We start from the raw sequence: 24,589 nt of genomic DNA, 5'->3' as shown, positions 1-24,589 counted from the left end.
TGCCGCAAATTTGCAGTTACAAACAGGAGAGGGATGACGTTATGATGCACAAAAAGGAACAGTATGAGTTCGCAGTGATCGGCGGAGGCATGGCCGGATTCTGCGCAGCCGTTGCTGCTGCCCGGCACGGGGCGAGGACCTGCCTGATTCAGGACCGGCCGGTATTCGGGGGCAACAGCTCCTCAGAGATCCGGGTGACGCTGCACGGGGCTGCGGCCTTTCATACGTATGCAAAGGAAACGGGAATTATCTCCGAGCTGTTTATTGAGGAACGGGCGCGCAACCATGAGGAGATTACCGAGAACGGCTGGACGAACAGCGTCTGGGATATGACGATGTATGATATGGCCTTAAGCACGCCGAATCTGTCCTTTCACTTGAATACCTCCGTTCATGAGGTCGTGATGAAGGATGACAAGACCATTCAGTCCATCCTGGCCCGGGTTGCTAATGCGGAGACGAATCTGGAGATTACGGCGGATCTGTTCATTGACTGCACCGGGGATGGCGTGATTGCCGATCTAGCCGGCTGTGAGTGGAGAATGGGCACGGAGGGGCGGGACGAGTTCAACGAGCCTCATGCTCCCGAGCAGGCGAGCGGGAACACGATGGGGAATTCGATACATTTCAAGGCCAAAGATATGGGGCGGCCGGTGCCCTACACAGCCCCGGAGTGGGCAACCAAATATGAGGATGCGGCTTATTTCTACGATCAGGGTCGCATACCCTACGATATCCGCAGCGGATACTGGTGGATCGAGATCGGCGTGCCCTGGCATACGATTACGGACGCCGAGGATATCCGGCATGAGCTGACTAAGCATACGCTGGGCATCTGGGACTGGATCAAGAACCGTGATCCCCGGACGAAGGAGCTTGCGGCGAACTACGCGCTGGACTGGATCGGGCAGGTGCCGGGTAAGCGGGAGAGCCGGCGGATTATGGGCGAATATTTCATGACCGAGCATGATCCGGTGAACCGCAAGGTGTTCGAGGACGAGATCGCCTACGGCGGCTGGTTCCTGGATTTGCATACCCCGGGCGGCCTGCTGGCCGCGACCAGTGAGCATGCCAGCTCCGAAGGCTACAACGAGACTTCCGACTATGCGGTCAAAAGCTACTGCGGCCCCTATGGCATCCCCTTCCGCATCATGCTGGCCCGGGATGTGGATAATCTGATGATGGCGGGCCGCAATGTCAGCGTGACGCATGCCGCGCTGGGGACTGTGCGCGTCATGGCGACCGGCGCGCTCATGGGCCAGGCTGCGGGGACAGCATCGGCCATTGCCTTGAAGAAGGGCATCGCCATCAAGGCAATGACCACGGAGGGCATGCAGGAGCTGCAGCAGACGCTGCTGCGCGACGGCTGCTTCCTGCCGAACGCGGAGAACCGCGATGCGGGTGATCTGGCCCGGCAGGCTGCGGTCTCGGCCAGCAGCGAGGTGGCGGTCTACGGCGCAGGGCCGGAGACCGGAACTTACCTGCCGAAGCTGAGCGAATGGAATGACCGCAAGGACTGGAGCGGGCAGGATGAGCTGCTGCTTCGAAGACGCGGCCAATGGATCGCCGTGTCCTCCCCGCAGATCGACAGCCTGGCGGTCTGCCTGAGCAACATTACGGACCAGCCGCAGGAGGTGGAAGCTGTACTGCTCCAGGTGGACCATATATGGGACTACCGCTTGGAGCCCGAGGAGGGGCGGCTGGCCTCCTGCACCCTGACCATTCCGCCGGGAGGCAGGCACTGGATCGAATGGGCCAGCCCGGCCGGAGCTGCAGAGGGGCTGAAGCCGGGCAGGTATATCCGGCTGGATCTGGCCGCGAATCCCCAGGTCATCTGGCATGCGGCAGGCTCGATAATCCCCGGCCATATCAGCGCCTTCGAGATGGGCGGCGGCAGAATGCGGCGCTTCGAGAAGGGCATGACGATGAGCTACCGCATCGCTCCACCGCAGCAGCCGTTCGGCGCAGAGAATATTGTGAGCGGGGTTACCCGTCCTTACCGCTATACCAACCTCTGGCGCTCCGATCCGGTGCAGCCTTTACCGCAGTGGCTTCAGCTCGACTGGGCAACCGAGCAGCAGATAGGTACGGTGGAGATTACCTTCGCCGGACATATATTCCGTGAGTACCATGCCTACGGGCCCTTCTACCGTGATCCGCAGTGTGTGAAGGAGTACCGTATCCAGTCATGGACGGGCGGAGAATGGATCGATGTCATTCATGCTACGGATAATTATCAGCGCCAGGTGCGCCACAAGCTGCCGGACGCTATTCGGACGGAGAAGCTGCGGATCGTAATCGAAGCTACGAACGGCGACCCTTCCGCAGCTGTGTATGAAGTGCGCTGCTATGAATAGAGCGGATTCTGAACAAACCTAATTCCAGTAAAGGGTGAAGGATTCATAGAGTGACTTTGTTGCTGAACGTGGCTGAAGGATCGCCGGGAGGAGCAGGAGGTGTCCCTGATATTACTGGTCAGAGGCTGGATGTATGCGAAACACCGAATATAATATGCTGGCGTGGGGTGAGTGGGCCAAATGTATGCGGAAATCCGAATACAATCGGTGCTGCTGCGATGAAGTATGGGCTCCATGCTCCACAGCCAGTACCATTAATAGAGGAATCCTGAAGGAAGTGCAACAATGCTATCCATACAATCGGTCGGTGAGAGAAAACGCTCAGAATTGGCAAGAGATAGCGGCGAACGTAAATGAAGAGCAGAAGTGCACTTGAATCTGTGTTTGTAACTTCCCCTCTTAAACAGCGGAGCGTGCTCACCGAGCATCGTACGTAAATCCTGCGCATAACAAAAGAGGTGTCTCAATTGCCGTTTGCCGGCTTCTGAAGACACCTCTTTTCTGTTAAAGGATTAGCCCCCTATTGCTTCACAATATCCTGCACCGCTTTATCCAGCTTCTCCAGCAGCTGGTCATGGTTCAGCTGGCCGCCGAGGTATTCCTGCATGGCAGCGCCGAAGCCCTGGGTCACGCCGTCAGGGAACATATCCCAGTTCCAGCCCAGCGCGTTGCCGGATTTCTCCTGCACGGCAACGGCAACCTGGCCGATATCAGCAGCGTCTGCGGTGATATTTGCTTCCGCCGGGATGAACTTGAACTCCTTGGTCAGATACTTCTGGCCGGTTTCCGAGCTGACCATCCAGTTCAGGAAGGCCTTGGCTTCCTCCGGATGTGCGGATTTGCTGTTCACGATATAGTTGTTAGGCACGCCTACCAGGATGGTGCCTTCTTCGTTATTGATCGGGAGCGGGAGGAGGCCCAGGTTCAGAGCCGGATCGATTTTGTCGATATCGCCTTGCGTCCAGTTCCCCTGCAGCATCATGGCGGCCTTGCCGGAGGCGAATTCAGCCACCTGGGTCGCGTAATCGGTAGTCATCTTGTTATCTTGGGCATTATCGAAGATCACATCTACGAGATCCAGCCACTGCTTGAAGACAGCATTGCCCTTAATAGTCTGTTTGCCCGCCTTCACATCGTCAATGAACTGCTTCGGATCAGGCTGGTGCGCCATGCCCACGTTAACGAGGTGAATCCCCATCGACCACCACTCATTGGTCGCTTCAAACGGCGTGATGCCGGCGGTCTTCAGCTTGGCTACAGCATCCTTGAGCTGCGGGAGTGTCTTGGGCTCTTCCGTTATGCCGGCTTTGGCGAACAGATCCTTGTTGTAGATCAGCCCGTAGCCTTCTACATTCATAGGCATACCATAGAGCTTGCCGTCTACAGTTGCCGGTGTTTTGGCGGTCGGAATCAACTGGGCGGCCCAAGGCTCATTACTCAGGTCGGTGGCACGGTCCATATAAGGAACAAGAGCAGTATAACCGCCATTATTGAAAATCTCAGGCTCAGAGCCGGAAGCGATCTCCGCCTTCAGCAGCGCGCCGTAATCCTCACCGCCGCCATGCGTTTCGACCTCCACCTTCACCCCCGTCTCCTTCTCATATTCTTCAGCGAGTGCATTCAGCTGCTCGGCAATCTCCACCTTGAACTGGAACATCTTGATCGTGACATCCTTGGCAGGCGTTTTGCCGGCTTCCGGTGCTGCGGATTCGGTTGACGCGTTAGGAGCATTCGTAGCGCTTCCATTGCCCGCGGAATTCGTATTGCCGCTGTTCCCGCAACCTGCGATAATGAGGGTGCAAACGGTTGCCATGATGAACGCGAACTTTCTTTTCATAGAATAACCTCCCTGGTCTGTGGTTCTTGCTCTTAGAGCGTAAAGGAATGGATAGATGACTTACACTTCATATGTTGCTCGAAAAAGTGGATATTATTGCTGCAAAGGAAAGCAGGCCGAGTGATCATCCCTTAATGGAGCCTGCAGTCACGCCTTCCACAATATAACGCTGGAGCGACAGGAAGAACAAGAGAATAGGCGTGATCGCCATGACGAGACCCGCAAGGGCCAGATCCCACTTCTTGGTGTACTGTCCGAAGAACTTGGTCACAGCTACGGGCAGGGTCGTCAGATCCTTATTCCCGCCGATCACCAGGACAGGCAGCAGATAGTCATTCCAGATCCACAGCGTATTCAGGATAATGACGGTTACAATAATCGGCAGCAGCAGCGGGAAGACGATCCGGAAGAACACGCCGTACGGATTCGAGCCGTCCACCCGCGCGGCTTCCTCCAGCTCCAGCGGCACCGTCTTGATGAACCCGTGGAACAGGAAGACCGACAGCGGCATCCCGAAGCCGAGATAACAGGCCACAATGCCGTACAGCTCGCCGCGCAGCTCCAGCAGGCTGGTCACCCGGACCAATTGCAGCATGAGTGACTGGAACGGAATGATCATCGCCGAGACCAGCAGCAGGAACACGAAGGAATTGAAGCGCGTCGGCTTGCGCACAATCTGGTAAGCGGCCATCGAGCTGAACAGGACGATGAAGATTACGCTTAGAATCGTAATGGTCAGAGAATTGAAGAAGGCCTGCGGGAAGTTGATGGCATCCCATACCTTGGAATAGTTACTCCAGTGGAACACCTGCGGCCAGGAAGCGGCATCGATCAGGATGTCCTTCAGCCCCTTAACCGAATTACTCAGGACCAGATAGAACGGTGACAGGAAGACAATAGCCAGCAGAATGGCGGCAATTTCGAGGATGAAGTTGCCCGGGCGGTAGCGGCTGCTGTTCATTAGGCGGACACCTCTTTTCGTTTGGTAAGCCAGACCTGGGTGACGGTAATCAGGGAGACGGCGGCGAAGAAGAGCAGCGCTTTGGCTGTACCCAGACCATACCGGTTGTTGATCAGTGCCTCCGCATAAATGTTATAGGCCAGCGACTGGGTCGAGGTGCCGGGTCCGCCTTTGGTCAGCGACAGGTTGAGGTCGAACATTTTGAAGGCATTGGAGGTCGTCAGGAACAGGCAGATGGTGATCGCCGGCATAATCAGCGGGATGTAGACGCTCTTGAACAGCTGCGGAGCGCGGGCACCGTCTATGCGGGCAGCTTCAATGAGATCCTTCGGAATCCCGGCCAGCCCGGCAATATAGATGACCATCATATAGCCGGCTGTCTGCCAGACGAACACAATGACCAGCCCCCAGAACCCGGTGCTTGGCGTCCCCAGCCAGGGCAGCTGGAAGAACGAAATCCCGGTCAGCTCGCCGATCGTAGCGAAGCCCTTGGTGAAGATGAATTGCCAGATGTAACCGAGCAGAATGCCGCCGATCACATTGGGCATGAAAAAGACGGTACGGAGCAGCTTCTTCGTCTTCAGCGTCGTCATTAGAATGAAGGCCAGCAGCAGTGCAAGCACGTTGGCAGCCACAACCGAGATCACGGTGAAGCGCAGGGTGAAGACCAGGGACTCCCAGAACTTATCGTCATTCATGAAAATCCGTTTCCAGTTGGCCGCGCCGGTCCAGACTGCTTTGTCCAGATCCAGCCCGTTCCAGTCCGTCGAGGAGTAGTAGAAGCCGAGGAAGAACGGGGTGACCACAATGGTCAGGAAAAAGAGCAGACAGGGGCCGAGAAATACGATTTGCTGTCCCCAGCCGCGCTGTATACCTAGAGTTTTTCTCATATGGATTCTCCTTAGGGTAAGATAACTACGGGTTCACAGCTTGATTATAGAAAGCCCGGGCCACCGCTAACACTTCATTTCATGCCGGGAAAAGTGGATTATATTGCAGGCCATACGGCTCACACAACTTGTAGGAGGTTCCCCCATGTTCAAGAACAGCATCCGGACACGGCTGATGGCCTTAGTGCTGCTGGCGTCAGTGATCCCGTCAGGCATCTCTGTGACCTTCTCTTATCTCTATACGAGGCAGTCGGTTACGGACCAGTCCGTGAAGCAGAATACGAAGCTGCTGACGCTGGGGGAGGCGAATCTCCGGAGCTATTTCAGCGGCATGAACCAGCAGGCGATGTCGCTCTACAGCGGGATCAATGTTCCCAGCTCCTTCTATACCACCCTGCTTACCGCCAAAAGCGCTGCCCAGGCCCCGCCCGGCACGATTCTGCCGGACACCCGGGCCATCATCTCCACCCAGCTGTACAATCTGTTTCTCTCCGACCGCAATACGTATCAGATTCATCTGTATGTGAGGGCCGCCAGGCAGTCCAATCTGCTGCTTAAGGGATTTTTCCGCCGTGAGGATAATGCAGACTATGCCGCCAAGGGGCAAGCCGGAGGGACTTACCGCCCGTATCTCGAAGTGACGCATATGGATCATCAATACGGAGTGAAGTCCGGCTTCCCCAATCTGAAGCCGGGGAGCGTGCCGGTCTTTACGGCCCATTTTCCCATCTACCGGACCCCTAGTGACAGCGTACTGGCAGATTTGTCGGTCGATTATACGCTGGGGGAGCTGGAGGGGATCGTGGAGTCGATGTACAATTCGGACACAGAGCGCCTGTATGTGCTGAATGAGCAAGGCGAGGCGCTGTTCGCTTCCGATCCGGACTGGATCGGGAAGCCGGTCGCAGCGGGCTGGAGCCGTCTCCCCGCAGAGCAGGACAGCGGGCATTTCGCCTGGAAGAAGGACGGCTTCCAGGGGATCGTAATGTACAAGCAGATCAAGGCCCCTTTGTTCAGCGGAAGCATTATCAAGCTGGTGCCCTATGAGGATCTGTACACAGACGCAAGGGTGATTACCCGGTTCAATATGGGCATCGGACTGCTGTTCCTGCTGATCGGAGGCATCAGTGCCGTGCTGATCTCCATCGGCTTCACCCGTCCGATCAAGAAGCTGATTCACTTCACGCAGAAGGTGCAGACCGGCCAGCTGGATGCGCATATGGATGCCGAGCGGGAGGACGAGTTCGGGCTCCTCACCCGCAAGATCACCGGCATGACCCGCACGATCAATGAGCTGATCGTTAAGGAATACCGGCTGGAGCTGGCGAACAAGACGAATCAGCTGAAGGCGCTCCAGGCCCAGGTGAACCCGCATTTTCTCTACAATGCGCTGCAATCCATCGCCAGCCTGTCCTTGCGCTATAATGCGCCGAAGGTGTATGATCTCATCTATTCCCTGGGCAGTATGATGCGTTATTCGATGAATACCGAGCGGACCCAGGTGCCGCTGCGGGATGAGATTGAGCATGTGCAGAACTATATGATTCTGCAGACGGAGCGGTTCGGCGAAGAGAATCTGCAGCTTGCGGTCGAGGCGGGGCCGGAGACTCTGGAGCTGATCCTGCCGAAGATGATCCTGCAGCCGATTGTAGAGAATATCTTCAAGCATGCCTTCGCTGACGGGATAAGCGGGGGGCTGATCCAGATAGAGTGCAGGCTGGAGGGGGCGGCCAGGCTGGTGCTTGCCGTGAAGGATAACGGCCGGGGCATGAGCGCGGAGCGGCTGGAGGAGATTACGGCCTGCCTCAGAGGCAGCAGCCAGCCGGACCAGGAGGAGATCGGCCTGTACAATGTGCTGGCCCGCCTGCGGCTGCAGTTCGGCAGCGCAGCGGAGATGCAGCTTAAGAATAATGAAGACGGCCAGGGGCTTACCGTTACGCTGATTATTCCGCTGGAGGAGATCGACGGTTAATTCCGGCGGCTTTTGCGAATAGAGACTATTTCTTGAAGGAGCGGCTGAGATGAAGGTGCTGATTGTAGATGATGAGAAGCATGTGCGGGAGGCCATCCGGTATTTTGTTCCGTGGGACAGCTATAACATCTCTGGGATCTATGAGGCAACCAACGGGCAGGAGGCGACACGGATTATGCAGGAGCATCAGCCGGCTGTCGTCTTCACGGATATGCGGATGCCGCTGATGGACGGGGCGGAGCTGCTGGAATGGCTGCACCGTCATTATCCGCATACGAAGACGATTGTCATCAGCGGGTATCAGGATTTCAATTATGTGAAGCCTGCTATCGTATACGGCGGTACGGATTATCTGCTGAAGCCGCTGAACAGCAAGCAGCTGATTGCCTCTGCGGAGCATGCCTTCAAGCTGTGGATGGAGGAGGAGGCAGAGCGGAAGCGGCGCCAGCGCCAGAACATGCAGCTGAACGCGCTGCGTCCGCTCTACTGGGACAAGATGCTGTCCGATCTGGTGAGCGGACAGGCCTCGTTCCATGAGCTGAAGCTGGCCCTCTGTGAAGAGCTGGGAATGCCGATTGGGGCGCAGGAGTGCAGGATCGCCGTCATCCCGCTGCAAGGTGCAGACTGCCATCTGCTCCAGAGATTTCGCGGTGATGTGGCCTTGACGGCCTTCGTGCTGGCCAATGTCTGCAATGAAGTGATGGCAGAGGGCCAGAGCGGCTACGCCTTCCGCAACTGGCAGGGCGGGGGCGAGCTTGTAGTGCTGCTGTGGAGCGCTGTAGTGCAGGCGGAGGAGATACTTACCCACATGAATGAAGTCATCCGCCAGGCGTTCGGTGTTCAGCTGGATATCGGGCTTAGTCCGCTGAACCCGTTGCCGGAGGGGCTGCGGCCAGCTTTGGAACAGGCAGGCCAGGCGCTTGCGGAGCGGAATCTATTGCAGCGGGACGGGCGCATTCATCCCTTCAGGAAGCGTGGGGAAGAGAGTGGACCTGTAAACGACTACGGCCTGGAGGAACGGCTGGACAAGCTTAGAGTCGCCGTCTTGTCAGGCGATCAGGAGCGGATGGAGCGGGTGGCGGAGGAGTGGGCCGGACATCTGGCCGGGCTGCCGCTGCTCACGGAGAGCAGTCTGCTGCATCAGCAGACGGAGATGCTGGACATTCTGAGGCGCTGGCGGCCGGAGGCAGAGATTAGCCTGGAGTGCTGTTATGACGCTGAAGGACTGTTCTCGGTGGAGAACTGGCAGTGCCGGCTGAAAACGCTGCTTCACCACTTGTCCAAGGGCAGCCCGCAGACGCCGGATAGCCGGCTCGTCCAGGAGATCAGGGAGTACCTGGACCGGAACTATGCGCAGGAGATGACGCTGCAGCATATTGCGGAACGCTTTTTCATCAGCAGGGAGAATGTGTCGCGCAAGTTCAAGCAGGTCACCGGGGAGAATCTGTCGGATTATCTGACCGGCCTCCGGGTGGAGAAGGCGAAGGCGCTGCTTCAGAATACGAATCTGCGGCTGTCACAGATCGCGGAGCTGGTGGGCTATGAGGATGAGAAGTATTTCAGCCGTGTCTTCAAAAAAAACGCCGGAATCACGCCAAGAGAATACCGCAAGCAGGAGGAAGAAGCCTGAGTATGTAAGGTTCACGGACTGCCTGTCAGCATTTCCCGGCCTGCAACCGATAATAGCTATATGGGCAATAAATACATAGCTGCGGTTATTGGGGAGGGCTGGATAGTATGGACAATGATCTGGGAAGAACGATTAAGAATGACCTGATTAATGCCTACGGAGTGACTGTAATTCCGGCGGGAAGCAGACTGAATGCCGAGCATCTGGAGCTTATCCGCAAACAAAAAATCGACAGGTTCGACATTCTTTTTGCAGATGAGGCTGACCAGGCGCCCCCCTATCAGAAGATGGTCAACAGTACAGTGGACCTGTCCAAGGAATTATTCGAATCTTACCGAATCTCCCGCAAAATCCCGCTGGCGGATATCCGCAAGGAGGTGCTTCCGGTCATCCAGGAGATCTCGCGCAACCCGGATATCTTCGCCTTGTTCCATTCGGTGCAGGGCAAGGATGATTATACATATGAGCATAACATCGGCGTTGCAGTGCTCTCTACCCTAATCGGCAGATGGCTGGAGATGAGTGAAGCGGAGCTGTCCGTGCTCTCCATGGCTGCAACCCTGCATGACATCGGCAAGCTGAAGATACCCTCAGAGCTGCTGAATAAGCCCGGCAAGCTGACGGACGAGGAATACACCCAGGTGAAGAAGCACACGGTCTACGGCTACGAGATCCTCAAAGAAACCACCGGAGCCAATTCACGCATTGCCCTGGTGGCGCTTCAGCATCATGAGCGAAATGACGGGAAGGGGTATCCGCTGGGGCTGAAGGACGAACAGATCGATCCGTACAGCAAAATTGTGGCCGTGGCGGATATTTTTCATGCGATGTCCAGCAAGCGCCCGTATCATGAACCGACGCCGTTCCATATGATTGTGGATCAGATGAGAAGAGGCAGCTTCGGCGCGCTGGACCCGCATATTGTAACCGTTTTTCTGGAAAATATCGTGAAGCGGTCTGTTGGGCGTGAAGTGGTCCTAACCGATGGCCGGGTCGGCGAGATTGTCTACTTGAACCCCCATGATATCGAGACTCCGCTGATCCGCATCGGGGATGAATATATTGATCTCAGCAAAAGAACGGAGCTTAACATCCGGGAAATCAGTCTCTGATTCTTGGCTACTTGTTGAAATAATCGGCCACTCCCTCAGCGACCGCCTGAGCCGCCTTTCGCTGATAAGCCGCCTTTCGCACAATCGATTCGTCGTACGGGTTCGACAGGAAGCCCAGCTCTACAAGGGTGGCCGGCAGCGGGTTCTCCCGCAGAATATGATAGTCGCCGAAGGAGAGGCCGTTGCTGCGCAGGCCGATGCCCTCACCCAGCCGGGTCTCCACTGCCCGGGCCAGCCGCAGGTCGTTCTGCTGCGAATAGAAGAAGGTCAGCGTGCCGGAGACATTCTTCGGTGATGAATTATAATGAATGCTGACAAAAGCATCCGCACCGAGCTGCCGCCCAAGCTGCACCCGCTGGGAGAGCGCAGGCTTCTGGTCCCCGCGGGTCCGGGTCATCTCCACTCTGGCTCCCTTGGCGGTCAGATAATCCCGCAGATACAGGGAGGTCTGGAGCGTCAGATCCTTCTCCATCGTGTTATAGGTTGTCCCGAGCATGCCCGGATCGGTGCCGCCGTGGCCAGGGTCCACTATGATCAGCTTGCCCCGGATACTGCCGGATTTCCGTACGACACTCGAAGTCTGGCTATTCGAGCTGACCGTGCTTGCGCTGCGGACGGTTCCGCCTGACAGATACCCGGAGGATACCCAGCCGACGGTTCCTCCGGCGGTGCGGACCCGTGACCATTCTCCCTGACGGAGCAGGAGTGTCACCTTGTTGCCGGATTGCAGGGAACCGACCACCTCATAGCCGGTTCCCGGCCCGCTGCGGATACGCAGGGAAGACGCGGTCACGACAGCCGTTCCGCTGGAGGCCGCTGTGGTCTTAACCGCCGCCTTGGCCGATGCCTTGGAGGCGGTGGCACTGGAAGAGGTGCTGGCGGAAGAAGTGCTGGTGGACGAGCTTCCGCTGGTACGCTTCAGATAATAACCGGCTACCCAGCCGGAGACAGAGCCGGCCCGGACCTTGAGCCAGCCATGCTGCTCCTCAGTGACGGTAACGGTAGCTCCGGCAGCCAGAGAGCCTGTGACGGCAGCGTTTGCAGCAGGCTCACTGCGTACATTCAGTGAGCTAGCGTACACTTTGGCTGTGTAAGCAGTTGCAGCATAAGCGGTAGAAGACGGCAGGACAGGTGCCAGTATGGATGAAGTCAGAAGACAGGCTGACAGGACTGCAGTATGTAATTTTTGTCGCATACAAATAAATCCTCATTTCCCGGAGAGATAACAATCTATTACCCGTTTCATCGGCAGGAGAATACCGAAAATTTAAAATTGAAGATAAATACCTACTCCAACTACCGCTAACAACGATGATGATTACAGTACTCTCATCTTCCTCTGCGGCTGCCCAATATCGCCTGAAGCCCTATTCGTTGGCAGGAAATGTCTGTATAATTATTACATATTGGGGAAACAGACAAAGGAGTGCCGCCGTGATCAGACCTAGATTATTCATTGGTTCTTCCAGAGAATCTATCCGCTATGCCAGGGCTATCCACGAACAGCTGAAGCGGACCGCTGAGGTCCATCCGTGGTATGCCGCTGCTTTCCGGCCGAATGAATACACCATGGAAGCGCTGGAGCGGAATCTGGATATCAGCGATTTTGCCGTCTTTGTGTTCTCGCCGGATGATGTAGCCCGGATTAGGGGTAAATATTATTATGTGACCCGGGACAACACCCAGTTCGAAATGGGCCTGTTCTGGGCGCGGCTGCGGCGCGGCCGTGTCTTCTGCCTGCTGCCGGATCAGGTACCCGCGCGCAGTGATCTGATTCCGGGTGAGAATGTGGAAGAGTATCATCTGCTGTCGGATCTGTCGGGACTAACCCCGCTGGAATATGAGTGGCAGCACGAGAATGTTACAGCAGCGGTGGATGTGAGCTGTGGCAAGATCATCGACAGCATTCAGGCGCAGGGGATGTACCACGACCCGGCTGTAGAGCTGTTGCAGCTTCGGGCAGAGCTTAGGCGAAAAGAAAGTATCCTTCACTTCTTTTGGCAATATAATAATAATGTAACGCCACCCCAGGCAGCCGAGAAATATCAGGCACTGAGCGAAGCCGTCCGCAATTCATTCCTGCCCCCGGAGGATTGCCGGGTCATCGGAGCCGCCATGTGGCGGGCTGAAGCGGAAGCGGGCCTGAAGCAGGTCGGCGGCAATGTGGGACGCGGGCAGATGTATCCGTTCGCCGCCTTCGAGGACGGAAGCGTGAAGCCAGGGGTGCTGGATGCTTTTCTGGCAAAAGAATGGACTTTTTTACAGCGTACGGAAGTTGCGGAGGTATATATCCTATGCTATCCTTTAGGGGAGAACCATGTGCTGTCCGTGCACTTCTCGGGAAATCAGAGATTATCGGGAGAGGATATTACAGCAGTCGTGGCCTATAACCGGGATTTGTTCCGCACCGTCAATCATTTAGTGGGAGGGGACTAACAGGATGAAGAATATGAAGAATGCCGTTAGTGTATCCAGTACTGTCCGCCGGTCTGCAAGCGGTGACGGCAACAGCGCAGGAGGCAAAGGCCGCTCCCGACGCAAATCCGGCCCCAAGCTTACGCCCTCAGCGTCAAGCGTGTATTTGGCACCATCCGTGGAGGGTGGAGACGACGAGTACAAGAAGCTGGTCAGCGGTAAAGTGGATAATAACAAGCCTTCATTTGCCTGAACATTGGCTAAATCATACTATTGAACAGGTCCCCAGCAATCGCTGGGGGCTTTTTTTGCTGTTTGAGGAACGGCGGCCAACGACTTAGGGAATGCGAAGTTATGCGCTCTCCTGATGGGCTTGCTCACTCACATCCGTGGCATCCTCCGTCAGCCGGGTCTTGAAATTAAACTAATAAGGGATAATTAAGGGGACTCCGCCGGAAGTGGGCTGGATGGGGAAATTAAAGGGATAAATCCCATTGATGACGCTGAAAAGTGGGCTGGACGGGGGAATTAACGGGATAAATCCCTTTGGTGACGCTGAAAAGTGGGCTGGACGGGGGAATTAACGGGATAAATCCCATTGATGATGCTGAAAAGTGGGCTGGACGGGGGGATTAAAGGGATAAATCCCATTGCTGACGCTGAAAAGTGGGCTGGACGGGGAAATTAAAGGGATAAATCCCTTTGATGGTGCTGAAAGTGGGCTGGACGGGGGAAATGAAAGGGATAAATCCCGTTGGTGGGCTGAAGGTAGGCTGGATGAGGAGTGCAAGTTAGCTAAATGAGCAAATCAGGAGCAAAGTGCCCCTGAATCGAGCAAAAGTTGGCTAAATGAGCGAATGAGGAGCACAAGTGCACCTGAATCGAGCAAAAGTTGGCTAAATGAGCGAATGAGGAGCACAAGTGCCCCTGAATCGAGCAAAAGTTGGCTAAATGAGCGAATGAGGAGCACAAGTGCACCTGAATCGAGCAAAAGTTAGCTAAATGAGCAAATCAGGAGCACAAGTGCACCTGAATCGAGCAAAAGTTAGCTAAATGAGCAAATCAGGAGCACAAGTGCCCCTGAATCAAGCAGATGTTAGTTAAATGAGCCAATCAGTTAGGCGGCGCCCCATCAAGCGCAATGGCCCCTATTGCGCGGAGGAAATTCCGCGCTGCTTCTTCGCAACCTCGCGGCGCACCACCGGGGCGACCTCGGTGGCGAGCAGCTCGATGGCGGCGGCTACTTTGGCGTAAGGCAGGCCGCCGATGTCTAGCTGGGTCATGAAGCGGTTATGGCCGAACAGCTCATGCTGATAGAGAATCTTCTCGATAATCTGTTGCGGGCTGCCCACGGCCAGGGTGTTGTCCGGCGAGGTGAACCGGCCGAACTCGCTGCGGGAGATCCGGTACTCCTGACCGGGGCGCGGGCTGATCGCATTACGGTAGCTGTAGTAATAAGGGTAATACTCATCCAGTGCCTGCTGAGAGGTCTTGGCGATGTAGCCATGGCTGGTGATGGCAATCTTCAGGTCCTCCGGCTGGTGGCCGGCGGCTGCCCCGGCGCGGCGGTAGGTGCCGGCCAGATTCTGGAAGGGCTCCGGGCTGCCGCTCAGGATAGCGATAGCCATGCCTATGCCAAGGGCCCCGGCCTTCTCGGCACTTTCGGCTGAACCGCCGATGCCGACCGAGAGCGGCAGTCTCTGCTGCAGCGGACGTGGAGCGATTTCGGCGTTATGCAGCGGGGAGCGGAATTTGCCCTTCCAGTTCATAACTTCATGCTGGTTCAGTGTGAGCAGCAGGTCGAGATTCTCGCTAAACAGCTGCTTGTAATCTTCCAGCTCGTAGCCGAACAGCGGGAAGGATTCCAGGAAAGCGCCGCGTCCGGCAATGATCTCGGCCCGACCGCCAGACAAGAGGTCCAGGGTGGCGAAATCCTCGAAGACACGGACCGGATCAATGGTACTTAGCACGGTCGTAGCGCTGGTAAGCTTGATCCGCTGTGTAACCTGGGCAATAGCTGCCAGGACAACGGGCACCGATGAGATTACGAAATCCAGCCGATGATGCTCGCCTACGCCGAATACATCCAGTCCGGCTTCATCGGCCAGCTTCGCGGCTGCAATGACTTCCTGCAGGCGTTGGGCGGGGCTGATCCGCTGCCCTGTATGGCAGTCGGTAACAATATCGCCCAATGTATAAATGCCGAATTCAAACTCCGGTAGGCTTGCTTCTTTTTCTTGAGCATCCGCTTGTGTATTTGCTTGCGCATTAGCTTGTGCATTCCCTTGATTGTTCATGATACAGACCCCTTATCATCCAGAATTAGTGAGCAGCAGTTATTTTGTAAGCTTGTCCGTTAGTGCAAGGATATAGCCTAGTATATCACAATTACTTACTAATTGTAAGTATATGAGTGGAAGTTTGTAATGCTTGTCCTGCGGTAACTTGTAATATTGGGCACCATATGTATGGAAGCTATTGTGTCTGCAAACGGAGTGTCCGAAGAAAATCCTATAAAGTTTTATATATACTAACTGGGCGGTTGATATTATACTAAGTTGAACGAACCGTTTCTTCAGCAGGCGGAGCGTCTCCCCAAATCTACACACAGACACTAGAATATTATGCTGGAGGAAATTGAATGAGCACTACAGAACTTACTAGCCAACTTTCCAGTTTCACAGGAAGGCTACTGCGGGAACGCTTCGGGAAGGGACCTGAATCGATACATGCCTCTATCGGGGAGCAATGTATAGCACTGCATATCCGTAATTTCATCGGACCTGTGGAGAGGTTTTTATTGAATAAGGAAGAAGAACAGGCGTTTCGTTATACACGGGAGCTTCTGATGAAGTCCCTGCTTCCCGAGCTTGCAGCATACCTGAAGGAGAGCCTGGCTATTGAGGTCGGCGAGCTTTTTTATGATTGGGGCATTCATAATGCATCGGGTATGATCGTGGCACTAATCAAGAATGACGACGTACCGATTGATGATTATGCCGGGCGTGAAGAAGTCCATACCCAGATTAACGAGGTGACCAGGAAGGTCCAAAAGGAACCGGTCCATACAGACTCCTGGTGGCTGGGACCCCGCATTCTGATAATCAAGCGCGAAGGCATCATGATTCCTTTGGAGAAGGAATTGATTGGCCTCGGCTACGAGAATACACTGAAGACCACCAAGCGCAAGATGGAGAAACGATATTTGGAGGATACCACCACGATAGCCCCGATGCTCGGCAAAGAGCTGGCGGATATTTATGTGGATTGGGATTTCGACAAAGATACCAGCGTGATAGCCTATACTTTTCACTAAAGTCTAACCATATATGAGGTGGAAATGAGTCGGACATGCAAATGAGCCGAACATGAGCCGAAGAAGGGGGAATCGTCCCTTTCTTCGGTTTTTTTATTTTCTGCCCATCTGCCGTTAGGGGTGCTGAGACTTTTTAGGAGGATAAGCTGGATGGAGGAGTGTAAGTGGACGGTATTATATGTAGAAGATAATCAGCTCAATATGGCCTTAGTACACCATATCTTCAAAAGAAATCTGCCCTCCGTATTGCTGCTGAAGGCTGAAACGGCAGAGCTTGGACTGCAAATAGCGCGGGAAGCTCTGCCGGATCTGATTATCCTGGACATCGGGCTTCCCGGACTTAACGGGTATGAAGCTCTGGAAATACTGCAGCAGGATCTGGCAACTTGTCATATTCCGGTGCTGGCGACGAGTGCGTTTGCGCAAAGCTCGGATATTGAGAAGGCCCGGAAGAAGGGCTTTGCCGAATATATCACCAAGCCCTTTCAGGTTAAAGCGTTCACCGAAACCGTGAAGAGGCTGCTCTACGGAGAAGACCTGCAGAAGATTTAGCTTGAAATAGCAACAGGGGATTCATTAAGGTGGGGAACTGGGGAGATCTCTGTCTGGCGGCGGGTTCACGGGCTGCTGTAATCCGCTGAATAAGGAATTGTCTGTATTCGACATAATGATTTGACTTTCGCCCGATTATGCAAGATATTTATATTGCAGATTTAATATAAAACAATTGCATCTAATACTTCACAAACGGGCGGTGGATCTTATGCTAGGGCAGCATACGGAGACGTCTTCTCCATTTGAACAGGCATTTAAGACAGGAACTGCCGGAGTAGCCTTTCTCTCCATGGCTGAAGAATGGATGAAAGTGAATCCGGCGGTAACCCTCTTGCTCGGATATTCCGAAGAACAGTTGCTGGGACGCAGCTTCCAAGCGTTCTGGGATGAAGATAGCCTGCACATACATAGTTACAGGATGGGGAGCCTCAGGACAGGAGCAGCCCCTTTTTTTGAAGCCGAAATTAAGCTGCGCCATGCGGATGGCTCTGCGGTTCCGGTGCTGCTGCATGTGGCGAGGGTGAGCGAGCCTTCGACGGGAGAGGGGCTGTATTATATCGTTCACTTGGCTGGAAGGCCGTTTACGGCACCGGTGGAGACATGTCCAGGGACGTCTGAGCGGCTGTACGAGCTGATTGCCGGCAACATCAGGGACATTGTGTACTATGCTGCGCCGGGTTCAGTCTGCCGCTATTGCTCCCCTTCAGTGGAAGAGGTGCTCGGGTACAGACCGGAGGAGCTGATCGGACGGGATAACAGCAGACTGGTTCATTCTGAGGATCTGGCCTTAATCAGTGCGCAGCAGATGGCTGACTCGCCTGATGTCCAGCTGCGGATATTACATGCGAACGGCCAATATATCTGGATTGAATTCTCTCTGAGAACGGTGGAAGACGGCGGGGAGCGCGGGGTGCTGGCTGTCGGCCGCGATGTGACCCGGCGCAAGATTGTGGAGCAGAAGCTTCAGGAATCGGTCGAGCGTTATACCTCGCTGAAGAAATATAATCATGACGCGATCATATCGCTGGACCTGGAAGGCCATATTATTAACGGGAATGAACAGGCGGTAAGGCTGACGGGGTATACGATCCCCGAGATGGTGGGCATGAGTGTCAGCCGGATCATCGGCGAGCGGCAGCTGCAGAATGTACTCGGTCCCGGCCGGCGGAGCGGCTCCGTGGGACAGGATATCAACCTGATCTGGCATAAGGACGGGCATTCTGTGGAGGTCCTGACTACCCTTGCGCCGATTATTATCAACCAGTCTACCGTAGGCTTTTATATTATCGTCAAGGATATTACCGAGCAGAAGAAGCTGCTGATTGCCAAGGAGACCGCAGAGAATACGAACCGCGCCAAAAGTGAGTTCCTGGCTATGATGAGCCACGAAATCCGTACTCCGATGAACGGGGTGATCGGGATGACCGACCTGCTGCTGGAGAGCAGTGAGCCGGGTTCGCAGCAGCGGGAGTTCCTGGAGATTATCCGCCAGAGCGGTGAATCCTTGCTGAATATCATCAACGACATTCTCGATCTCTCTAAGATTGAGGCAGGCAAAATCTCACTCCAAGACGAGCCGTTCATCCTCCGACACTGTATGGATTCCGCACTGGAGCTGCTTCAGCTCAAGGCGGAGCGCAAAGGGCTGACCCTCAGCGTGGAGACGGAGCCGGATGTGCCGCAGCGGCTGATCGGGGACGGGGAACGGCTGAAGCAGGTGCTGCTCAATCTGGCCGGCAATGCCGTGAAATTCACCTGTACCGGCGGGGTAAAGGTAAGCGTGAAACGCATTGCCGATGGCCTGGCAGGCGTAACGCTCCAGTTCACCGTGGCGGATACGGGGAGCGGGATTCCCGAGGAGGCCCGCAGCCGCTTGTTCGAGCCGTTCTATCAGATGGAGCATTTCAGGGGCCGCCAGGGTGAAGGCACCGGTCTGGGGCTGGCGATCAGCAAGCAATTGGTCGAGCGGATGGGCGGAGAGATCTATCTGGATACAGCAGCCGGGCAGGGGGCGACCTTTGTGTTCACCGTGGTCCTCCGGACAGAAGCGCAGTCGCTTCCGGCTGACGGGCCGGAGGGGAACCTGCCGGAGCCGCAATCAGAAGGCCGGTCCCTGCATATTCTGGTAGCCGAGGACAATGTGATTAACCAGATCGTCCTGCGCAAAATCCTGGAGAAGCGCGGCTTCGCCGTCGATGTGGCCGAGGATGGGCGGCAGGCGGTCGATATGACGGCCCGGCATGGCTATGATCTGATCTTCATGGATGTGCAGATGCCCGGGATGAACGGCCTGGAGGCCACAGCTGCCATTAGGGCAGAGCAGCCGGCAGACCGGCAGCCGGTCATTGTTGCAGTGACGGCCAACGCGCTCAAGGGCGACCGGGAGCTATGCCTTGAAGCAGGGATGGATGAGTATATCAGTAAGCCGCTGAGAAGCGAAAGCATTGCCCAAGTAATCGGGAAATTTTTTGCGGAACAGGAATAAGCAGACCTCTCTTCACAAAATAATCACAATGCTGAGTTAAAGCTGCAATGCAGTGCTGTGATGTCTTGCATATGGAAGTCTTTTTGATTAAGATAGCAGAAACTGGTGCATAAGCAGCACCGATATACCTTGTAATGACAATGACGAAGAGAGTAAGCACTTCATAGCGTATTTTAACAGGGAAGGCGTGCCGGAGACTGAGAGCACCCCCATTAGACGCTTAGTGCCGAAGTTCACTTCCGAGTCGGTCCCTGAAGTACACTGCTGCAGCAGTTATGGGTAGGGTGGCCCGCTTCCTGCGTTAACGGATGTAAGACAGAATGAATCGACTGGCCGGTATCCTTCAGGTATGCCGTCATGTGCTGATGCGTCAGCAGGATTCAGTTCTAAATAAGGGTGGTACCACGGCTCCTCGTCCCTTGCGGCGGGGGGTCTTTTTGCGTTCGTTCATAGCCTTAACTATTAATATCACAAAGGAGTGTCTTGGAATGAGTAATGTGGAATTGGATGATCTGAGAGCAAGATTGGATGAGATTAACGGTCAGCTGCTGGAGCTGATCTCGGAGCGTGCCGGAATCGTTCAGGAGATTGGGGTGCTCAAAGAGAAGCAAGGCGTGCCGAAGTTCGATCCTGAACGGGAGAAGGCGATGCTGGAGAAAATGGTCGCAGGCAATAAAGGACCGTTCACGAATGGAACCATCCGTACGTTGTTCAAGCAGATTTTCTCAGCTTCGCTTGATCTGCAAAGTACGGAGCATAAGAAGACCCTGCTGGTAGCGCGTAAAGACCATGCGGAGGATACAGTTATTGAGCTGCCGGGCGGCGTTACAGTAGGCGGATTATCCTCCCTGATGGTAGCTGGCCCGTGTTCGGTGGAGAGCGAGCTGCAGACCCGTACGGTGGCTGCGGCCCTGCAGAAGGCAGGCGTCAAGGTTATGCGCGGCGGCGCCTTCAAGCCCCGGACCTCCCCTTATGATTTCCAGGGACTGGGCATGGATGGCCTGCGGATTCTGCGTGAAGCGGCGAATGAATATGGGCTGCTGACGATCAGTGAGATTGTCGATCCCCGGCATATTGAAGAAGCGCTGGATTATGTGGATGTCATTCAGGTCGGCGCGCGGAACATGCACAACTTCGAGCTGCTTAAGGCGGTAGGGGAAGTGAACAAGCCGGTGCTGCTGAAGCGCGGACTATCCGCCACGCTGGATGAATTCGTCCATGCGGCAGAATATATTATGTCCCGCGGCAATATGGAGATTATGCTGATTGAACGCGGTATCCGCACCTATGAGCGGTCAACACGCAATACGCTGGATATCTCGGCGGTGCCGATTCTTAAGCAGGAATGCCATCTGCCGGTGCTGGTCGATGTCACCCATTCCACCGGACGCAAGGATATTCTGATCCCGTGTGCCAAGGCTGCGCTTGCTGCCGGAGCCGACGGTATTATGGTGGAGGTGCATCCTGATCCGGCTACAGCCTTGTCTGATGCGGCGCAGCAGCTTAATATTGAGGAGTTCAACACCTTCTTCAATGAGGTGAAGGCCTCCGGATTATACCGTTAAGTGAAACAGGGTGAATTCAGGTAACAGGAGGAACTGAAATTTTGAAGCAAATCGTCTCATACAACAACGGTTGGTTCTCCAACACACGGAGTGATATTTTATCGGGCATGACCGTGGCTATTGCCTTAATTCCTGAAGCGATTGCTTTCTCCATCCTTGCTGGCGTAAGCCCTATGGTTGGTCTGTACGCCTCCTTCTGTATCGCTATTGTAACAGCCTTCGCCGGCGGGCGGCCGGGGATGATCTCGGCGGCGACAGGAGCGATGGCCCTGCTGGTCGGCAGCCTGGTGCTGTCGCACGGCATTGAGTATCTGTTCGCGGCTACGGTGCTGGCTGGCATCCTGCAGATTGTGATGGGGCTGCTGAAGCTGGGCCGGTTCATCACCTTCCTGCCGCAGCCGGTCATGACCGGCTTTGTCAACGCGCTGGCGATTCTGATCTTTATGGCTCAGCTCGTGCATTTTGAAGGACAGGGCTGGATCATGTACGCACTTGTGGCTCTTACGCTGGTCATCATCTATACGGTTCCCCGGATCACCAAGGCGGTGCCATCGGCGCTGGTCGCCATTGTCGTAGTCTCGGTACTCAGCATTGTGCTGGGTCTGGATGTAAGAACCGTGGGTGATATGGGGACTATTACTTCAGCGCTGCCGGTATTCCATCTGCCGAGCCTTCCCTTGACGCTGGATACACTGCTGATTATACTGCCGTATTCGCTCTCACTCGCGGTCGTCGGATTACTGGAATCGCTGATGACTGCCACGCTGATTGATGATATTACCGGCACCGGCAGCGACAAGAACCGCGAAGCGAAGGGGCAGGGCCTGGCCAACATCGTGACCGGCTTCTTCGGAGGTATGGCGGGCTGTGCGATGATCGGCCAGTCGATGGTCAATATGAAATCGGGCGGACGGACACGCTTGTCCACTTTTGTCTCCGGGATCTTCCTATTGTTCCTAATTCTTGTGCTGGGTGATGTTGTTAAGCAGATTCCTATGGGTGCACTGGTCGGTGTAATGATTATGGTCTGCATCAGCACCTTTGAATGGAAGTCCCTGACTTCCTTGCGGAGAGTTCCGCTAAGCGATGCCCTGGTTATGGTGGTAACTGTGGTTACAGTAGTAGCTACCGATAACCTGTCGATCGGCGTGCTGTTCGGCGTGCTGCTGAGTGCTTTGTCTTTTGCCTGGAAAATCGCTTCCCTTCAGCTGAATGTTCATACTACGGCATCTGTAACGACTTATCGGGTATCGGGCCAGCTGTTCTTTGGAACCACGAGCCATTTCGTGAATGAATTCATGTATGACAGTGATCCGGCGCAGGTCATTATCGATTTCAGCCGTTCCCATGTGTGGGATCAGTCGGCGGTGGGGGCCATTGCCAAGACGATGGACAAATACGCGGCATTGGGTACTAAGGTCACTCTCACGGGTCTAAATGAAGAAAGTGCCCGGCTGGTGCAGCGGGTTGGATTGTCGTCTTCGGGCGGCCATTGACGGATCAAGGACAGAAGGCTGTTTTTGGAGCGATTAGGCTTCAGAAGCAGTCTTTTTTTTGAAAATATAAGAATGTATAGGTTTCATCCTACAAATTTTAATAGTCTACGCCGTCTTTGGAAAAGGGTTTTTGAAAAGTTTGTCGAAATTTTCCGGTAGAGGGACATTTGTCATTGCTTCTTCGGATGGCCCTACTATAACCACGCAATTGTGATGCGCGAAAGGGAAGGCCTCCATGTTTTCTTTTATCCGAACCAGACTGATTGCCCGTATTCTCTGTGTTATGACCGTAGTGATTCTCTGCATTACAGCAGGCAATGCCGCCATTCAGTGGGTGAACACCGGATCAGCGGTCAAAGGGACGATCAGCAGCTACAACATGAGTATTGCCAGCCATTATGTGACGCAGATTGATGCCGGGCGCTACAGTGAATTCCTGGCCGATCCGCAGGAGTCGGACCTGTATTGGTCGCTCCGCAATGAACTGGATCAGTTCCGGAAGTCGATTGGTGCCCGTTATGTATATTTTGTGCGGATTGATGATGCCCGCCAGCCGCAGCTGATGATTGACGGCAGGCCGCAGGGAGACCCGCTGGCTTCAGGGATTAATGAGAGTACTGATATGCCAGCGGCCGCAGTTACGGCTGTGCTTGCCGGAGAGAATGCCAGCACGCCGCTGATCAGCAATCCCGAATACGGGGATTATATCTCAGCATTCGTTCCTATGAAGGACACCGGCGGGAAGCTGGTCGGGGCGCTGGGCATTGATACCGATGTTGCTGTGCTGAGTACGCTGACCCGTGATGTCCTGATGGAGAGCCTGCCGCTCTATAGTATTATTCTAGCTCTGTCTCTGGGCGCACTCGCGGTGCTGGCCTGGTTCGTCTCCCGCTCCTTACGTCCGCTGGTGACGATTACAGAGAGCGCGGGCACGATGGCTGAAGGGGATCTCGCCGGGGCAGCCCGTATCCTGCATGCCCGTCCGGTCAACTCCCGGGATGAGATTGGCAGGGCTTATGAGGCGATGCTCCAGATGTCAGGGGATCTGAATGCCAGAGTGAAAGGGATGGTATCCGGGGTGTCTACCGCATCTGACAGTCTCTACGGCTCCTCCGAGACCTTCGCCAGGAATGCCGATGATGTGCTGAAGATGAGTGAGACGGTGAGCGGCAGAATCAGCAATATCCATGCCGGGGCTAACTCACAGACGGAAGGCGCACAGAGCAGCGCAGTAGCCATGGATGAGATGGCGCTGGGCATCTCGCGCATCTCGGAGGCCTCGGCTGCGGTCTCGGAATTCGCAGTCAAGGCGCTGGACATTGCAGAGGCGTCACAGACGGCGATGAACCACACCAATCAGCAGATGAAATCGATCTCTGTATCCACCGGGGAGACGCTGGATATCGTGCTGCGGCTGCAAGGGTACACGGATGAGATTGAAGGTGCGCTGGCTGCGATCAGGCAGTCTGCGGATCAGACGAAGCTGCTTGCGTTGAATGCTTCCATTGAGGCGGCGCGTGCGGGGGAGCACGGCAGAGGCTTCACTGTCGTAGCCGGTGAAGTACGCAAGCTGGCGGAAGGCTCCGCAGCCTCAGTCGAGCGGGTGGCCGAGCTGCTGATGCAGATCGGCCAGGCTTCCGCAAGCATCGGGGTACAGATGACGGAAGCATCCGCTGAAGTGAAGGAAGGGGTGCGGATGTCAGCCGAAGCGGAGGCTGCTCTGCTGGAGGCCTCCACTGCCTTCCGCGAGGTGGCCGGACAGATCATTGATGTGTCGGCGACCGCCGAGCAGCTCTCGGCCGGCTCGGAGGAGGTTGCGGCAGCGGTGGGCAGCATGGCTGATATTGCCGGAGAGGTCTCGGAGCAGACCCGGGAGATCCGTGAGCTGACTGATTTGCAATTGGCGCGAATCAAAGAAGTCTACGAGGCTTCGCTGAGCGTCAGCGCGAGTACAGGCGATCTTCGGGAGGCCATCCGGCAGGTGAATGTATAGGGCTA

Annotated in this window: 18 protein-coding genes; 13 read left to right on the top strand and 5 right to left on the bottom strand. The window is 55.2% G+C overall.

Annotation, left to right across the window (positions count from 1 at the left end; genetic code table 11):
• The first annotated feature begins 41 nt into the window (after positions 1 to 41).
• Positions 42 to 2,357 carry an FAD-dependent oxidoreductase gene (locus tag C173_RS25865; RefSeq protein WP_036730447.1) on the top strand — a complete coding sequence of 772 codons (2,316 nt, stop codon included), beginning with the start codon at positions 42 to 44 and terminating at the stop codon, positions 2,355 to 2,357.
• A 520-nt stretch (positions 2,358 to 2,877) separates the two neighbouring features.
• Here the strand turns inward: C173_RS25865 and C173_RS25855 are convergent.
• The 3 genes from C173_RS25855 to C173_RS25845 form a co-directional block, all read right to left on the bottom strand.
• Entirely contained in the window at positions 2,878 to 4,194 is a 1,317-nt protein-coding gene (locus C173_RS25855; protein ID WP_036730443.1) for an ABC transporter substrate-binding protein, read from the bottom strand.
• A gap of 124 nt (positions 4,195 to 4,318) precedes the next feature.
• On the bottom strand, positions 4,319 to 5,155 hold the full coding sequence (locus C173_RS25850) for a carbohydrate ABC transporter permease (RefSeq protein WP_036730441.1): 837 nt from the start codon (positions 5,153 to 5,155) through the stop codon (positions 4,319 to 4,321).
• A complete protein-coding gene (locus C173_RS25845; RefSeq protein WP_036730439.1) occupies positions 5,155 to 6,045 on the bottom strand; it encodes a carbohydrate ABC transporter permease in 891 nt (296 codons plus the stop codon). The genes C173_RS25850 and C173_RS25845 overlap by 1 nt, the downstream gene beginning before the upstream one ends.
• Before the next feature lie 145 nt (positions 6,046 to 6,190).
• Here C173_RS25845 and C173_RS25840 point away from each other — a divergent pair, with 145 nt between their 5' ends.
• The 3 genes from C173_RS25840 to C173_RS25830 all read left to right on the top strand — a co-directional run bounded on the left by C173_RS25840 (position 6,191) and on the right by C173_RS25830 (position 10,759).
• Complete coding sequence (locus C173_RS25840; protein ID WP_036730437.1) at positions 6,191 to 8,017, top strand: sensor histidine kinase; 1,827 nt, start codon at positions 6,191 to 6,193, stop codon at positions 8,015 to 8,017.
• 49 nt (positions 8,018 to 8,066) lie between these two features.
• The gene (locus C173_RS25835) at positions 8,067 to 9,647 is read left to right on the top strand and encodes a response regulator (protein ID WP_036730435.1); all 1,581 of its coding nucleotides are present in this window, start codon (positions 8,067 to 8,069) and stop codon (positions 9,645 to 9,647) included.
• 107 nt (positions 9,648 to 9,754) lie between these two features.
• Positions 9,755 to 10,759: an HD-GYP domain-containing protein gene (locus tag C173_RS25830; RefSeq protein WP_036730433.1), complete on the top strand. Its 1,005-nt coding sequence runs from the start codon at positions 9,755 to 9,757 to the stop codon at positions 10,757 to 10,759.
• A gap of 7 nt (positions 10,760 to 10,766) precedes the next feature.
• Here C173_RS25830 and C173_RS25825 read toward each other — a convergent pair whose 3' ends face one another.
• Entirely contained in the window at positions 10,767 to 11,954 is a 1,188-nt protein-coding gene (locus C173_RS25825) for an N-acetylmuramoyl-L-alanine amidase (protein WP_051478419.1), read from the bottom strand.
• 239 nt (positions 11,955 to 12,193) lie between these two features.
• Here C173_RS25825 and C173_RS25820 point away from each other — a divergent pair, with 239 nt between their 5' ends.
• From C173_RS25820 to C173_RS35110, 3 genes are all read left to right on the top strand, one after another.
• Positions 12,194 to 13,195 carry a TIR domain-containing protein gene (locus C173_RS25820; RefSeq protein ID WP_036730427.1) on the top strand — a complete coding sequence of 334 codons (1,002 nt, stop codon included), beginning with the start codon at positions 12,194 to 12,196 and terminating at the stop codon, positions 13,193 to 13,195.
• A gap of 4 nt (positions 13,196 to 13,199) precedes the next feature.
• Complete coding sequence (locus C173_RS25815; RefSeq protein ID WP_036730425.1) at positions 13,200 to 13,427, top strand: hypothetical protein; 228 nt, start codon at positions 13,200 to 13,202, stop codon at positions 13,425 to 13,427.
• A 397-nt stretch (positions 13,428 to 13,824) separates the two neighbouring features.
• Positions 13,825 to 13,977, top strand: a complete 153-nt coding sequence (locus tag C173_RS35110; RefSeq protein WP_235192025.1) for a hypothetical protein — start codon at positions 13,825 to 13,827, stop codon at positions 13,975 to 13,977.
• A gap of 345 nt (positions 13,978 to 14,322) precedes the next feature.
• On the opposite strand, the gene C173_RS25810 is transcribed toward C173_RS35110, so the two are convergent.
• Positions 14,323 to 15,471 carry an LLM class flavin-dependent oxidoreductase gene (locus C173_RS25810; protein WP_081751342.1) on the bottom strand — a complete coding sequence of 383 codons (1,149 nt, stop codon included), beginning with the start codon at positions 15,469 to 15,471 and terminating at the stop codon, positions 14,323 to 14,325.
• Positions 15,472 to 15,815: 344 nt separating this feature from the next.
• Here C173_RS25810 and C173_RS25805 point away from each other — a divergent pair, with 344 nt between their 5' ends.
• The 6 genes from C173_RS25805 (at position 15,816) to C173_RS25780 (ending at position 24,584) form a co-directional block, all read left to right on the top strand.
• Positions 15,816 to 16,490 carry a Na-translocating system protein MpsC family protein gene (locus C173_RS25805; RefSeq protein ID WP_036730423.1) on the top strand — a complete coding sequence of 225 codons (675 nt, stop codon included), beginning with the start codon at positions 15,816 to 15,818 and terminating at the stop codon, positions 16,488 to 16,490.
• A 150-nt stretch (positions 16,491 to 16,640) separates the two neighbouring features.
• Complete coding sequence (locus C173_RS25800) at positions 16,641 to 17,042, top strand: response regulator (protein WP_036730421.1); 402 nt, start codon at positions 16,641 to 16,643, stop codon at positions 17,040 to 17,042.
• Between the two features lie 211 nt (positions 17,043 to 17,253).
• Entirely contained in the window at positions 17,254 to 19,530 is a 2,277-nt protein-coding gene (locus C173_RS25795) for a PAS domain-containing sensor histidine kinase (protein ID WP_051478417.1), read from the top strand.
• 488 nt (positions 19,531 to 20,018) lie between these two features.
• A complete protein-coding gene (locus C173_RS25790) occupies positions 20,019 to 21,095 on the top strand; it encodes a bifunctional 3-deoxy-7-phosphoheptulonate synthase/chorismate mutase (RefSeq protein WP_036730419.1) in 1,077 nt (358 codons plus the stop codon).
• Between the two features lie 41 nt (positions 21,096 to 21,136).
• A complete protein-coding gene (locus tag C173_RS25785; RefSeq protein ID WP_281068252.1) occupies positions 21,137 to 22,591 on the top strand; it encodes a SulP family inorganic anion transporter in 1,455 nt (484 codons plus the stop codon).
• Positions 22,592 to 22,826: 235 nt separating this feature from the next.
• Entirely contained in the window at positions 22,827 to 24,584 is a 1,758-nt protein-coding gene (locus tag C173_RS25780) for a methyl-accepting chemotaxis protein (RefSeq protein WP_036730415.1), read from the top strand.
• Positions 24,585 to 24,589 lie beyond the last annotated feature (5 nt).

Source organism: Paenibacillus sp. FSL R7-277 (assembly GCF_000517965.1).
GTDB lineage: Bacteria > Bacillota > Bacilli > Paenibacillales > Paenibacillaceae > Paenibacillus_AQ > Paenibacillus_AQ silagei.
Note: the sequence above shows the minus strand (reverse complement) of the source record. Positions and strands in the feature narration are given on the sequence as shown.